We start from the raw sequence: 12013 nt of genomic DNA on the forward strand, positions 1-12013 counted from the left end.
GGTGGTCGCGGTAGCGTGGCGATGGACCTAGACCCGCTGCTCGGGCTCGGGCCCCGCATCGGGACCTGTGACGGTCACAGGCGCAGGTTTGGGCTTCCGCAATCTGCGCCGGCGAGGTGCTGCGAAGCGGGCCAGATGGCGGACCAAAAGTGCCGGGCCGGGATAGGGCAGCGCGACGGATGGGTGCAGCAGTTCGGTCGCCTCGCGCCCCGCCGTGCGCGAGGCTCGCGCCAGGAACGCCTTGCCCCAACGCCGCCAATTGCCAATCGACGGCGCGGTCGGGTCGGTCACAAAGTTCCGCCGCCAGCCAAGCGGCAAGGACAGCCCCACCGCCTCGGCCCGTTCCATCATCCAGATCAATGGGATATTGGCCAAAGGTCTTGCAAATTCCAGCCCCGATAACTGTCCGCCGATATCCGCATGCGCCCCACGAAACCATGCCTGTTCGATCCGGCCTGCCTGACTGGCATCATCCCATATCAGCGGCGCGAATGCCGCCCTCGTCTCATCCAGTGACAATGCCTGAAAGCCGAAATCCACATCCGCACCCAGATGAGCATCATGAAAGCGATGGCGCGGTTCGGTCAGCATCCACAACAACGGCAGCCGGATACCCAACGCCATCACGGTGTCAAAACACCCGACCATGCGGATCGGCACCTGCGCGTGGCAGCGCCGTTTGTGAAATGCGGCCATGATCTTTGCGTCGCCACCATCCTGATAGTAGCGCCAGGCAAGACGGATATGGCGCTCGGTCGCGTAGCGATCACGCAGCAGACCGATGCGGCCGATCATCCCGGCAAGGCTGCGCACCGCAAAGGCACCGCGCGAATAACCCAGCAGAAAAATCTGGTCGCCTGGCGCATAGCCCGAAGCGAGCCAGCCATAGGCCTCGCCGATACGCGCCTCCATCCCTGTGCCCGAGGCCAATTCGGGGATCGTTCGCCAATGGTTCCACTGCTGCCCGGCGGCATAGTGCAGGCGCAACCGGCCGGCACCCTCTGGCAGGGGTCCATACTTGCCGCGCAGTACGGCATGAATGCGCGCAATCGAACTGCGTTGCCCCTCGGCCAGCGACGCGAATGTGCCATCCATCATCACCACATGGGTGACGGGCGAACGTGGCGAGGGGGATGACGAGTCGGGCATCATCCCTCGACGCTAGCACGAGAATCTTGCGAAATCCTTAGGTCAAACTCATCACGGTCGCGTGGGTCATCGCGCCAAAGCCGTTGAACCGGGTATTGGTGACCGTCGAATAGGCACCGGTCCCATGAAAGATGACGTAATCGCCCTCTTCGATATCGGCAGGCAATGACATTTCACCCGGCAGACGATCGACCGAATCGCAGGTCGGGCCAAAGATGACGCGGCTTTGCGGATCGCCCTCACGCGGTTTGCCCTGCGCTGTCAGCACCTGCAAGCGGTCGATATTGCCGATGATCGGCAGTTCCGTCAGACCGCCATAGACGCCATCGTTCAGGAACAGATCGCCTTCGTCGCGCACCGATTTTACACGCGTGATCAGGGCATAGGCATCTGCCGACAGACCCCTGCCCGGCTCGCAGACCAGATCGGGCACTTTTGCGCCAAAGGCCTCGGCGGCGGTATCGGCGATCTCGTCAAAGATGGCCTGCAGGTCGGGCTCGACACCGATTACCCGATGCGACGGAAAGCCGCCGCCCACATTCAGCCGGGCGATGTCTATCCCAGCCATCTGGGCGATCTCGGCCGCCACCCCGATATAGCTTTCCCAGGCAATCGGGTCGGTGCATTGGGTGCCCGGGTGGAAGGTCAGCGACGGGGTGTAGCCGCGACGCGCGACCTCGGCCAGCAGCTCTGCCGCCAGTTCCGGCGTAGCCCCGAATTTCGATCCGAAATCATAGGCCGCACCCAGCACCGGCAGCTTGAACCGGGGTGAAATCTCGACCGGCCCGCGATCGGTTTCGGTGGGCACGCGCGCGAACAGCTTGTCCAACTCAGAGCGGCTGTCGACTGACCAGGACCGGATACCCGATGCGACCGCGTGGTCGATTTCCCAGCCCGCGCGCACGGGGTTGTGGTAGTGCCGCGCCGCCGCTGGCGACAACCGCCCGATCAGGTCGATCTCAAAGGGCGATGCCACGTCAAAACCGCGCACGCCTGCCGTCAGCAGGTTCTGGATCACGACCTCTTCGGGGTTCGATTTGACCGCATAGGTCACCAGCCCCGGAAACCCATCCACAAAGCGCCGCGCATTCTCCTGCAACACGGTCGGCGCGAACGCCATGACCGGATGGTCGGGTTGCTGATGGCGGATAATGTCGGCGGGGTTTTCCCAGACGGTCTTGTTCTGTCCCATGGGCGGCCTTTCCTTCTGCTGGTCGCGCAACCAAGAATGGCGCATATAGGTTCCGAATTCACTGATGAATATGGTAGAATTGTGCCACAGTTCAGTTAATTCGCCCGCCAGCTTGGCAAATTGAGGCATTCATGGACGATCTGGACCGCAGCATCATCACCCAATTGGCGCAGGACGCACGAATATCTGTCGCGGTGCTGTCGCGGCGGCTGAAAGTTGCACGTTCGACTGTGCAGGCCAGGCTGGAAAGATTGGAAAGCAGCGGCGCGATTGCTGGCTATACCGTGCGTCTGGGCGAATCAGCGCGCTCGGCCCGGATCCGGGCGACGGTGCTGCTGGTGATAGAGCCCCGATCCCTGGCCGCGATCCTGGCGCGGTTGAAAACCCTGCCAGAGGTCGAGCGCATCCACACCACCAGCGGCCGCGTCGATCTGGCCTTGCAGGTGGCTGCCGGCTCGACCAGCGCGCTGGACGATGTGCTGGACCGGATCGGCGGGCTGGAAGGGGTGCGCTCATCGGAAAGTCTGATTCATCTGTCGACCAAGCTGGACCGCGCGATCTGAAGCTGCGGGGAGGGTCCGAGATCGGGCCGATCATAATCCGATGGCCGGGAATCTCTTTGTCCTGACCGTGCTTGCGTCGTCACCGGGCGACGCGCTGATCCAACAGAGCAGCGGCAGCTTTGTTCTCTGGCAGATTTTCGTGATCCCGGCGCTGCTTCCAATCGAGGGGACTATCTGGACAGGGTGGACGACCGTTTCCGCGGGTTTGCTGGATCTGTTGCTGATCGTCGGCGCCGACAGTCTGTTTCTGCGCCAGCCGACACGCCGCTCAGGCGGGCGGCGTGCCCCCTGACAGCAGAACTGCCGCCTTGTCGCTGTCGATATTGCCGCCGGACAGAACCACCGCGACGCGCTGGTCCTGCTGTTGATCCTGCTCTGCCATCAGCGCCGCCAGGGCGGCCGCCCCTGCACCTTCTGCGATGTTATGGGTATCGGCGAACAACGTCCGCGCGGCCTCTGCGATCTGGTCGTCGCTGACGGCCACGATCCGCGCGGCCCCCTTGCCATAGATCGCCAGCGCCTCGGCCACAGGCACGCGCACCGCCATGCCGTCGGCAAATGTCGTGGCGCTGTCAGTCGTGACCGGCTGACCCTGCTGCACCGACAGCAAGGCGCCCGGTGCACCCTCGGCCACGACGCCCACCACTTCGGTCGTCAGCCCCAGCGCATCACGCGCCGCGATCACGCCACAAATGCCCGAACCGCAGCCAATGGGCACATAGACGCGGTCCAGCGGCGGGGCGTCCTTGAACATCTCATAGCCATAGGTCGCCACGCCGCGCACCAATTCACGGTGAAAGGGCGGCACGGGGAACAGGCCCTCGGCTTCGGCGGCAGCAATGGCCGCCTCGCGCGCGGCGTCGAAATCCTCGCCGTGTTCGCGCAGCTCGGCGCCATAGGCCCGCATGGCGGCATTCTTTTCGGGCGAGTTTCCATGCGGCACATAGATGACCGCCCGCAGCCCCGCACGTGTCGCCGCCCGCGCCTGGCTTTGACCGTGATTGCCGCGCGTGGCAGTGATCACGCCTGCACAATCCGGATGTTCGCGGCGCAGCCAGTCGATGAAGGTCACGCCTCCACGCACCTTGAACGCGCCCGTGGGCAGGTGGTTTTCATGCTTTACCCAGACCTCGCACCCCAATCGCGCTGATAGCTGCGGCCACATATGGGTCGGCGTCGCCGGCACATGTGCGTGAACCAGTTCCGCTGCCTGCCGCAATTCTTCCTGATCAAACATCGTGCCCCCCATTCTGGCGGCCAACCTAGCCAGCGCCCATCTGCGACACAAGACGGGCTGGTCCGGCACGCGGCCAACCGCTAACCTGTGGGCTTATTCGCTGGAAAGGACTGCCCATGCCCGGCTTGCGCCCCGATATCGACCCAGATGGCCTGGAGGAATTCTCGGTCGTTTTCACCGACCGTTCGCTGAACCACATGTCGCAGAAATTCCAAAGCGTCATGCGGGAACTGTCCAAGAGCCTGCGCGAGGTCTACAACGCCGATCAGGTCGCCATCGTGCCCGGCGGCGGCACCTTTGCGATGGAGGCCGTCGCCCGCCAGTTTGGCCGTGGCGCCCATGCGCTGATCCTGCGCAACGGCTGGTTCAGCTATCGCTGGACCCAGATTTTCGAGGCGGGCGGCTTTGCCGATGAAACCACCGTCGTCAACGCCCGGCCCGTGGGCAATCAGACGCAGCCCGCCTATGCCCCGCCGCCAATCGAAGAGGTCACCGCCCGTATCCGCGAGACACGGCCCAATGTGGTCTTTGCCCCGCATGTCGAGACCTCGGCCGGCCTGATCCTGCCCGATGACTACATCACCGCCATGGCCGCCGCCGCCCACGACGTTGGCGCGCTGATGATTCTGGACTGCATCGCCTCCGGCGCGATCTGGATCGATATGGTCGAAACCGGCGTCGATGTGCTGATCTCGGCCCCGCAAAAGGGCTGGTCGTCCACCCCCGCCGCAGGGCTGGTCATGCTGTCGCCCGAGGCCGCCCGTCGCCTGCCCGACACCAGCAGCGACAGCTTTGCCATGGATCTGAAGAAATGGCGTGCGATCATGGCCGCCTATGAGGATGGCGGCCACGCCTATCACGCCACCATGCCCACCGATTCGCTGGTGGCGCTGCACGCAGCCATGCGCGAGACCGAGGAGATGGGCTTTGACAATGCACGGATGGCGCAGTGGAAGCTGGGCGAAAGCGTGCGCGAGATGCTGGCTGGCAAGGGCATCCGCTCGGTCGCCGCGCAAGGCTTTGGCGCGCCGGGTGTGGTGGTCAGCTATACCGACGATCCCGGCATCAAATCAGGCAAGAAATTCGCCGCCGAGGGCCTGCAAATCGCGGCAGGCGTTCCCTTGCAGGTTGGCGAGGGCGAGGATTTCTCGACCTTTCGCATCGGGCTGTTCGGGTTGGACAAGCTGATGGATGTGGACGCCACGCTGGCCCGGCTGAGACCGGCTGTCGACAAGTTGCTATAAACAGGCACAGCAGACGGGCGGGGGCGTCCGCGCGGCGGTGTTTCCGCTAGTAGCGGGGCCGTTCCGCACGACGCGGCCCGCCATGCAAGACCCGACCTAGTTGAACCGATTGTCGCGCGGAAAGCCGCGCGGCGCCATGCGACCGGCACTGGCGCGTTTGCCCAGCCATTCGGTCAGATCGGGCTCGGTACGGGTGCGGCCGCCCGTTTCCTGCCAGCGCAGCCCCTCGGCCAGCGTGATGCAGGTCGCATCCGACAGACCGCCATCCTTGAATTTTTGCAGGCGAACGCCCTTGCCGCGACCCATTTCCGGCAGCTCGTCCAGCGGAAAGACCAGCATCTTGCGGTTCTCGCCCACGGTCACGACATGATCGCCGCTGATCGGCCGGCACAGCAACGCGTCGCCGTTCAGCACCTGCTTGCCGGTCTTGGTCTGCGCCAGGATATCGCCGGCCACGACCACAAAGCCATCGCCGGCCTTTGACGCGACCAGATATTTCTGGTCAGGGCGCCAGGCGAAGACGGCGATCACCTCGGCCTCGTTGGGCAGGTCGATCATCAGGCGCAGCGGTTCGCCCATGCCCCGGCCGCCGGGCAGATTATTGGACGGCAGCGTGTAAAAGCGCCCGTTCGAGGCAAAGACCATCAGCTTGTCGGTCGTCTCGGAATGCAGCGCCAGACCCGGGCCGTCGCCGTCCTTGAACTTGACCTCGGCATCCAGTGGCTGGTGGCCCTTCATGGCGCGGATCCATCCCATTTTGGACAGGATCACGGTCAGCGGCTCTCGTTCGATCATCGCATCCATGTCGATCGGTTCGACCTCGACGGCCTCGCTGATCTGGCTGCGGCGCTGCCCTTCGGGCTTGGACTTGCCAAAGAGGTTGCGCACCTCTTTCAACTGATCCGCGATACGCGACCATTGCGCGCCCTCATCCGACAGCATCGCCGACAGGCCATCGCGTTCTTCCATCAGGCGGTCGCGCTCGGCGCGCAGCTCGATTTCCTCAAGCTTGCGCAGCGCGCGCAGGCGCATGTTCAAGATCGCCTCGACCTGCACCTCGGTCAGCTTGAACTCGGCCATCATCACCGATTTCGGCTCGTCCTCATAGCGGATGATCTCGATCACCCGGTCGAGGTTCAGATAGGCGATCAGATAGCCTTCCAGCACCTCAAGCCGCGCCGCGATCTTTTCCAGCCGATAGTTCGCGCGGCGGATCAGCACCTCGCGGCGGTGGTCCAGAAAGGCGCGCAAAACCTCTTTCAGCGAGCAGACCTTGGGCACGCGGCCGTCGATCAACACGTTCATGTTCAGACTGAAGCGGGTTTCCAGATCGCTGACCCTGAACAGCGCCGCCATCATCTGTTCGGGATCGACGGCGCGGGTGCGCGGCTCGAGAACGATGCGGATATCCTCGGCGGATTCGTCGCGCACATCCGCCAGAATCGGGATCTTCTTGGTCTGGATCAATTCTGCCAGACGCTCGATCAGCTTGGATTTCTGGACCTGATAGGGGATCTCGGTCACGACGATCTGCCACTGGCCGCGGCCCAGATCCTCTTGTTCCCACCGTGAGCGCAGGCGGAACGCGCCGCGACCCGTGCGATAGGTCTCGGCCATCGATTCGCGGCTTTCGACGATCACCCCGCCGGTGGGGAAATCAGGGCCCTGAATGATCGTGGCCAGCGTGTCGTCGCGCGCATCCGGCGTCTTGATCAGATGCAGGCAGGCGTCGATCACCTCGTGCAGGTTATGCGGCGGGATATTGGTCGCCATGCCCACCGCAATGCCCGATGCGCCATTGGCCAGCAGGTTCGGGAAGGCCGCGGGCAGAACCACCGGCTCTTCCAGCGTGCCGTCGTAATTGGGGCGATAATCGACCGCATCTTCGGCCAGCCCCTCCATCAGCGCCTCGGAAGAGGCATCAAGACGAGCCTCGGTATATCGGGCGGCGGCAGGGTTATCGCCGTCGATATTGCCAAAGTTGCCCTGCCCGTCGACCAGCGGGTAACGCATGGCGAAATCCTGAGCCAAACGCGCCATCGCGTCATAGATCGCGGCATCGCCATGGGGGTGATAATTGCCCATCACATCGCCGGTGATCTTGGCCGATTTCCGGAACGCGCCAGTGGGCGACAAGCGCAATTCGCGCATCGCAAACAGGATGCGGCGGTGCACCGGCTTCAGCCCGTCGCGCGCATCGGGCAGCGCCCGGTTCATGATCGTGGACAGCGCATAGGTCAGATAGCGCTCGCCAATCGCGCGGCTTAGCGGTTCGGCTTCGGTGCGTTCGGGATCAAGGGGCAATTCGTCAGACATGACGCTTGGATAGGGCGACGCGCCGCGCCGGTCCAGCATGAAAATTTGCCCAGTTTCGTATCTGGCGGAACACGGCCGTGTGAAACTGCGTTATAGGGGGCAGTGGCTCGGGGAACGAATAAGACAAGATGATTCGACTGACGATACTGACCGTGCTTGGGCTGTTTGCCGCATTGACGCTGTTTGGCGACCCCGATCCCGACGCACCGTTCAACGCAGCCACTGAGACCGCAGCAGCCGGCGACACTGATGAAGCCACCGCCGCAGATGCGTCGCCAGAGACGGTCGCGGCGGCAACAACGGTCGCCAGCGAAGTCAGCGCGCCGGCGGTTCCATCCGAGGCCGTTCAGCAGACACCCGAACAGGTCCAGAGCTTTCCCGGCCCCGCGCTGCGCCCCTCGCCCGAATATGCAGGCCAGGCAGAGGTCGCAAAGATCGAGGCGATGGAACAAAGCGGCGCACAGATCATGTATGTCACCGGCAACAGCGTGAATTTCCGCGCCGGTCCCTCGACCAATGACCGGGTTATCGGGGCGCTTTTGCTGGGCAGCCCGGTCGAGGCGCTTGGCCAGGCTGACGGCGGCTGGATGCAATTGCGCGACGCACAGGGGCGCGAAGGCTACATGTCGGCGCAGTTCCTGTCGCCGGACCGGCCCAACTGACACCGGCCTGTCGTGCTTTTCCGATGCGCCGACCTTTCATCATCCATCAAGGCCGCCTATCCACTGGCGTGACTGGCAAGAGGCATTCTCATCATGCAGGGACGGGTTTTGATCACCGGCTGTTCATCCGGCATCGGACTGGACGCGGCGCGGCATCTGCGTGACCGGGGCTGGCAGGTCGTGGCCACCTGCCGCGACGAGGCAGATATCGCGGCACGTCAGGGAGAGGGCATGGAATGCCTGCATCTGGAACTGGCCGATGAATCCAGCGTCGCCGATTGCGTGGCGGGTGCGCTGGCAGGCGGCCCGGTCGATGCGCTGGTCAATAATGCTGCCTTCGCCCTGCCCGGCGCTGTCGAGGATATTCCCCGCGACGGCTTGCGCGCGATTTTCGAGGCCAATCTCTTCGGCACGCATGACCTGACCGTGCGGCTGATCCCGCATTTCCGCCAGCGCGGCGCCGGTCGGATCGTCAATATCAGCTCGGTTCTGGGGCTGATCGGCATTCCCTGGCGCGGCCCCTATGTGGCGACGAAATTCGCACTGGAGGGGCTGACCGATGTGATGCGGCTGGAACTGGCCGACACGCCCATCCATGTTTCGCTGATCGAACCCGGCCCCATCGCCTCGCGCATCCGTGAAAACGCGATCCCGCATTTCGAGCGGTGGGTGAACTGGCAGGCCAGCCCGCGGGCCGATGATTATCGCGATACCCTGCTGAAACGGCTGTATGAACCGGCCGCCAAAAAGGACCGCTTTGAATTGCCGCCCCAAGCGGTCAGCACCCGCATCGCCCATGCCCTGGAGGCATCGCGCCCGCGGCCGCGCTACTATGTCACAGTACCGACGCGCATTTCGGGCATTGGACGACGAATTCTGCCGACGCGCGCTCTGGACTGGTTCGCGCGGCGCGGATAGGCTCGCGACCGAAAGCGAGGGCCCATGCGGGACGATCCCCTGTTCTATGTCATCCTTCTGGCGTTGCTGGCGGTGGTGGCCATTCTGATGACCGGCATTGGCGGCTTTGCGAAGGGCGGCGAATTCAATCGCAAGCATGGCAACCGAATGATGCGCTGGCGCATCATTGCGCAGGCAATCGCGATCGCCCTGATCCTGTTATTCATCTGGCTGAGGTCGTCCTGATGGTCGTTTTGAACAAGATTTACACCCGCACCGGCGACAAGGGCGACACCGCCCTGTCCGATGGCAGCCGTGTGGCCAAGCACGATCCGCGCGTCGAAGCCTATGGCACGGTGGATGAACTGAACGCCACGCTTGGCCTTTGCCGGCAGCATGCGACGGGTGATCTGGCCGCGCAACTCTCGGTCATTCAGAACGATCTGTTCGATCTGGGCGCCGATCTGTCGCGCCCGAACATGGCGGCTGACGCAGAGGCCGGATACGAGGTGCTGCGCATCATTCAGCCGCAGGTCGACCGACTGGAAACCGAAATCGACGCAATGAACACCGATCTGCAGCCGCTGCGCAGCTTTATCCTGCCCGGCGGCTCGGTTCTGGCATCCTATCTGCACCTGTCACGGACCGTCGCACGCCGTGCCGAACGCCGCGCGACCGAGCTTGCAGCATCGGGCGATGCCAATCCGGTGGCAGTGAAATATCTCAACCGGCTGTCTGACTGGCTGTTCGTGGCCGGGCGCGTCGCCAATGGCGGGGGGCGCGACGACATCCTTTGGGTACCGGGCGCCAGCCGTTAGGTTGACGTGAACGTAAACGCAACGTCATGCACTGTTAGCGCAATTTCGCTCTGTAACTGATGGGCGCTGGCGGATAACACGGTTGGCGAACCGATGACGCTAGGAAAGGGAGAGCACCATATGAAGGTCCTCGTGCCGGTTAAGCGCGTGATTGATTACAACGTAAAGGCCAAGGTTAAGTCCGATGGCAGCGGTGTTGATCTCGCGAATGTTAAAATGTCGATGAACCCGTTTGACGAGATTGCCGTGGAAGAGGCGATCCGGCTGAAGGAAAAAGGCGTGGCCGAAGAGGTCATCGCGGTTTCCATCGGCGTCAAGCAGGCCGCTGAAACCCTGCGCACGGCGCTGGCCATGGGCGCCGACCGCGCCATTCTGGTGGTCGCCGCCGATGACGTGCATACCGATATCGAGCCGCTTGCCGTCGCCAAGATCCTGAAAGCCGTGATCGACGAGGAACAGCCCGGGCTGGTCATCGCCGGCAAGCAGGCGATCGACAACGACATGAACGCCACCGGCCAGATGCTGGCGGCACTGCTGGGCTGGGGTCAGGCGACCTTTGCCAGCAAGCTGGAAATCGATGGCGATCAGGCCAAGGTAACACGCGAAGTCGATGGCGGTCTGCAGACCATCAGCGTCAAGATGCCGGCGATTGTCACCGCCGACCTGCGTTTGAACGAGCCGCGCTATGCGTCGCTGCCCAACATCATGAAGGCAAAGAAAAAGCCTTTGGATGAGAAGACGGCGGATGATTACGGCGTCGATGTCTCGCCGCGTCTGGAGATTGTTTCCGTCAAGGAACCCGAGGGCCGCAAGGCCGGGATCAAGGTGGAATCGGTCGATGAACTGGTGTCGAAACTTAAAGAAGCGGGGGTTGTGTAATGGCTGTTCTGCTGCTGGGTGAAGTCACGAATGGCGAATTGAACGCCGACGCGACCGGCAAGGCCGTGAACGCGGTCAAAGGTCTGGGCGATGTCACGGTGCTATGCGCCGGCGCATCCGCGAAAGCCGCCGCCGAAGAAGCTGCCAAGATCGACGGCGTCGCCAAGGTTCTGGTCGCCGAGGATGATCTTTACGGTCACCGTCTGGCCGAACCGACCGCCGCGCTGCTGGTATCACTGGCTGGCGATTACGATCACATCGTCGCGCCTGCCACCACCGACGCCAAAAACGTCATGCCGCGCGTCGCCGCGCTGCTGGACGCGATGGTGATCTCGGATGTGTCGGCCGTTGTCGATGCCGACACGTTCGAACGCCCGGTCTATGCTGGCAACGCGATCCAGACGGTGAAATCCAAGGACGCCAAGAAGGTCATGACCATCCGCGTCGCCAGCTTTGATGGCGCAGGCGACGGTGGCTCGGCCTCGGTCGAAGACACCGCCACAGCGGAAGATCCGGGCCTGTCGTCATGGGTCAGCGATGAGGTCGCCGAAAGTGACCGCCCCGAGCTGACCTCGGCCGGTCGCGTCGTGTCCGGCGGGCGCGGCGTTGGCTCGAAAGAGCAGTTCGAGATCATCGAGGCGCTGGCCGACAAGTTGGGTGCCGCCGTTGGTGCATCCCGCGCAGCGGTCGACAGCGGCTATGCCCCGAACGACTGGCAGGTTGGCCAGACGGGCAAGGTCGTGGCGCCTGATCTGTATGTCGCCGTCGGCATCTCGGGTGCGATCCAGCATCTGGCCGGGATGAAAGACAGCAAGGTCATCGTCGCCATCAACAAGGACGAAGAAGCCCCGATCTTCCAGATCGCGGACTATGGCCTTGTCGCAGACCTGTTCCAGGCCGTCCCGGAACTGACCGAAAAGCTGTAAGCTGAACGACAGCCAGTTATAGAGAACGCCCCGGTGTCTTGCCGGGGCGTTTTTTGTTTTGGCGGGGCAGCCGCATCGAAGGCGCGACAGTAAACGGCGGAAAGCTGGCCTGAAAGTTCTTGGGAACGGC

Annotated in this window: 13 protein-coding genes; 9 read left to right on the forward strand and 4 right to left on the reverse strand. The window is 63.3% G+C overall.

Annotated elements, in window-relative coordinates:
• Positions 1–27 precede the first annotated feature (27 nt).
• Positions 28–1152 (reverse strand): DUF2235 domain-containing protein, encoded by a 1125-nt coding sequence (locus CUV01_RS02750; RefSeq protein ID WP_232962451.1) that lies wholly within the window; start codon positions 1150–1152, stop codon positions 28–30.
• A 34-nt stretch (positions 1153–1186) separates the two neighbouring features.
• The gene (locus CUV01_RS02755; RefSeq protein WP_101461813.1) at positions 1187–2341 is read right to left on the reverse strand and encodes a type III PLP-dependent enzyme; all 1155 of its coding nucleotides are present in this window, start codon (positions 2339–2341) and stop codon (positions 1187–1189) included.
• Positions 2342–2472: 131 nt separating this feature from the next.
• On the opposite strand from CUV01_RS02755, the gene CUV01_RS02760 reads away from it, so the two are divergent.
• Together CUV01_RS02760 and CUV01_RS02765 are read left to right on the forward strand one after the other, a co-directional pair.
• On the forward strand, positions 2473–2904 hold the full coding sequence (locus tag CUV01_RS02760) for an Lrp/AsnC family transcriptional regulator (protein ID WP_101459126.1): 432 nt from the start codon (positions 2473–2475) through the stop codon (positions 2902–2904).
• A 40-nt stretch (positions 2905–2944) separates the two neighbouring features.
• Complete coding sequence (locus CUV01_RS02765; RefSeq protein ID WP_101459127.1) at positions 2945–3196, forward strand: hypothetical protein; 252 nt, start codon at positions 2945–2947, stop codon at positions 3194–3196.
• On the opposite strand, the gene CUV01_RS02770 is transcribed toward CUV01_RS02765, so the two are convergent.
• A complete protein-coding gene (locus CUV01_RS02770) occupies positions 3173–4141 on the reverse strand; it encodes a threonine dehydratase (protein WP_101461814.1) in 969 nt (322 codons plus the stop codon). The genes CUV01_RS02765 and CUV01_RS02770 overlap by 24 nt on opposite strands.
• 116 nt (positions 4142–4257) lie before the next feature.
• On the opposite strand from CUV01_RS02770, the gene CUV01_RS02775 reads away from it, so the two are divergent.
• Positions 4258–5385 carry an aminotransferase class V-fold PLP-dependent enzyme gene (locus CUV01_RS02775; protein ID WP_101459128.1) on the forward strand — a complete coding sequence of 376 codons (1128 nt, stop codon included), beginning with the start codon at positions 4258–4260 and terminating at the stop codon, positions 5383–5385.
• Between the two features lie 96 nt (positions 5386–5481).
• On the opposite strand, the gene parC is transcribed toward CUV01_RS02775, so the two are convergent.
• On the reverse strand, positions 5482–7701 hold the full coding sequence (gene parC / locus CUV01_RS02780) for a DNA topoisomerase IV subunit A (RefSeq protein ID WP_101461815.1): 2220 nt from the start codon (positions 7699–7701) through the stop codon (positions 5482–5484).
• A 128-nt stretch (positions 7702–7829) separates the two neighbouring features.
• On the opposite strand from parC, the gene CUV01_RS02785 reads away from it, so the two are divergent.
• The 6 genes from CUV01_RS02785 (at position 7830) to CUV01_RS02810 (ending at position 11883) form a co-directional block, all read left to right on the forward strand.
• Entirely contained in the window at positions 7830–8363 is a 534-nt protein-coding gene (locus CUV01_RS02785) for an SH3 domain-containing protein (protein ID WP_101459129.1), read from the forward strand.
• Positions 8364–8456: 93 nt separating this feature from the next.
• Complete coding sequence (locus CUV01_RS02790) at positions 8457–9281, forward strand: SDR family NAD(P)-dependent oxidoreductase (RefSeq protein ID WP_101459130.1); 825 nt, start codon at positions 8457–8459, stop codon at positions 9279–9281.
• 24 nt (positions 9282–9305) lie between these two features.
• Positions 9306–9506 carry a twin transmembrane helix small protein gene (locus CUV01_RS02795; protein ID WP_101459131.1) on the forward strand — a complete coding sequence of 67 codons (201 nt, stop codon included), beginning with the start codon at positions 9306–9308 and terminating at the stop codon, positions 9504–9506.
• Complete coding sequence (locus CUV01_RS02800) at positions 9506–10078, forward strand: cob(I)yrinic acid a,c-diamide adenosyltransferase (protein ID WP_101459132.1); 573 nt, start codon at positions 9506–9508, stop codon at positions 10076–10078. Before CUV01_RS02795 ends, CUV01_RS02800 begins: the two co-directional genes overlap by 1 nt.
• A gap of 120 nt (positions 10079–10198) precedes the next feature.
• Entirely contained in the window at positions 10199–10957 is a 759-nt protein-coding gene (locus tag CUV01_RS02805; RefSeq protein ID WP_101459133.1) for an electron transfer flavoprotein subunit beta/FixA family protein, read from the forward strand.
• Complete coding sequence (locus CUV01_RS02810) at positions 10957–11883, forward strand: electron transfer flavoprotein subunit alpha/FixB family protein (protein ID WP_101459134.1); 927 nt, start codon at positions 10957–10959, stop codon at positions 11881–11883. The genes CUV01_RS02805 and CUV01_RS02810 overlap by 1 nt, the downstream gene beginning before the upstream one ends.
• The last annotated feature ends 130 nt before the right edge of the window (positions 11884–12013 follow it).

Origin of the sequence: Paracoccus tegillarcae, from assembly GCF_002847305.1 — a bacterium.
Classification (GTDB): Bacteria; Pseudomonadota; Alphaproteobacteria; order Rhodobacterales; family Rhodobacteraceae; genus Paracoccus; species Paracoccus tegillarcae.